We start from the raw sequence: 2,204 nt of genomic DNA on the forward strand, positions 1-2,204 counted from the left end.
CGTGCGCCCAGCAGACTGGAGGTGACGCCGTGTAAGCGGCCGATCTACCTTTCGTAAGCTCGTCGTCGCTTGCCGGTGGAAGTCCGGTCCGGGTAGCTGCCAGGAGGCCCGGTAGCAGGCTGGCGGCTTCGTCTGGAAACGGGCGGGGTCGAAGCCCAGCGTCAAAGGCCCTGCAAGGGGGAGCGACAGTGCGGTCCGTAGCATAAAGCGAAGCCTGCGGCGTCGTTACTCAGCCCGTTCTTTGGGCGGGACAAGGGAGTGTCGAGCCCTTCGGAATCGGGGCGAAGGCCATGGAAGCGGCGAAGATCCTGGAATTGCAGCCGTGAGGAACTCCTCGGCGTATGGGGCGCGGAACGTACTGATAGTGGCGGCGGGAACTGGGGAGGCCCTCCCCGGCCTGGCAGGCTGCGGAAATCTGCCGGAGAGCCGTGCCCTATAACCGGTGATCCCGGGAAGTGGGTGGCGGGCTGGGTGGGCGTCGGAGGCGGCCATATTACCGATCGAGCCGACCGGACAACATAACCGGCGGTGAGGGAAAGGGCCGCTACTTCGTCGATGCGTGCAGTTGGAAAGGAGGGGCCCGGTGAGTGCCATGGTTGCTAGTCCCACCGCTGGTGGATCCCGTGGGGATTCGGTCCGTGCCTTGCAGCACACGCTTTACCGGACGGCCAAGGCCGATCCCGGACGGAGGTTCCATGCGCTCTCGGACAAGGTCCACCGTAGGGACGTCTTGGAGCGCGCGTGGGTTCAGGTGCGCGCCAACAAGGGGGCATCTGGCGTCGACCACACCACGGTGGTCCAGGTCGAGGAGTACGGGGTTTCCCTGCTCCTGGGTGAGTTGGCCGCCGAGCTGCGGGAAGGAACGTATCGGCCGCTACCGCTGCGGCGGGTCCTGATCCCGAAATCTGGGGTGAAGGGCGGGTTCAGGCCGCTGTCGATTCCCGCTGTTCGTGACCGCATCGTGCAGACAGCTACCAGGATCGTGCTCGAGCCGGTCTTCGAGGCTGACATGGCCGAATGTTCGTTCGGGTTCCGTCCACGGCGTTCGGCGCACGACGCCCTGCGGGTCCTCGTTGACGAGGCCGCGCGGGGCAGGCGGTGGGTGGTGGAGACGGATATCGCCGACTGCTTTACGGCGATCCCGTTTGACGGGTTGATGCGGGCGGTCGAGGAACGGGTCTGTGACCAGGGCCTGCTCAGGCTGGTGCGCGGGATCCTGCGTGCTGGTGTGATGCGGGACGGCGAGGTCCGGCGGAAGGTCAGTGGGGTCCCGCAAGGGGGTCCTTTGTCGCCGTTACTCTGTAATGTCTACCTGCACCGGCTGGATCGGTCGTGGGATGAGGGTGACGGGGCGCTGGTACGTTTTGCCGACGACCTGGTCGTGATGTGCTGGTCGCAAAGCCAGGCGGAGCGGGCGCTGGAGTGCCTGACCCGGTTGCTGGCTGACCTGGGCTTGGAGCCTAAGGCGGCCAAGACCCGTATCGTCTACCTTCAGCCTGGTGGAGGGGGCTTTGATTTTCTGGGCTTTCACCACCGGCTCGTGCGGTCCCGAGGAGACCGCGGTAGGCGAAAGGTGACGTTCCTCGCTCGCTGGCCTTCGGACAGGGCGATGCGGCATGCCCGTGACCGGATTCGGGAGATTACCGACCGGTCGCGGCTGTTGTTACCGCCGCAGGTGATCGTGGAACGGCTCAACGCGTTCCTGCGTGGTTGGGCCGGCTACTTCCGCTTCGGGCATTCTGCCCGGCATCTCGGCGCGATCAGGAGGTTCGCGCAGGAGCGACTGGTCCGGTTTGTGCGGGCCCGTCATAAACGCAGCATGGGGTTCGGCTGGTGGGTGCTGTCGCGCTCGCGGCCGGTTGACCTCGGACTGATCGGCCTGTATGGGATCACTGTTTCACCCAGGGCTGGGAAGACCTGGCGGGAGAAATCGAATGCCGGCGGTGAACGACGTCGGTAAGCCGTGTGAGGGAGAACCTCATGCACGGATTGACGGGGGGCGGCTGGAAACGGAGCATGCCATGGACGGTCGGGATGAAAAACGCGGGGGAAACCACGCGGACAAAGGTACCGGACCTTGTGCCTAAAGCGAGATGCCACCGCGCCAGTCGCCTACCCTACGAAGATAGTCGGAGTCGACCTTAGCTGGTTCGCCGATGGGCGCCCATCGGAAAGCTTTGCGTACATCGTCGGGTGTACGGGCG

At 65.2% G+C, this 2,204-nt stretch carries 1 protein-coding gene; it reads left to right on the forward strand.

What is annotated here, in order from left to right; translation table 11 throughout:
• Positions 1 to 643: 643 nt before the first annotated feature.
• The gene (ltrA, locus tag E0504_RS47245; protein ID WP_243657964.1) at positions 644 to 1,960 is read left to right on the forward strand and encodes a group II intron reverse transcriptase/maturase; all 1,317 of its coding nucleotides are present in this window, start codon (positions 644 to 646) and stop codon (positions 1,958 to 1,960) included.
• Positions 1,961 to 2,204: the final 244 nt, after the last annotated feature.

This window comes from Parafrankia sp. BMG5.11, assembly GCF_004337455.1.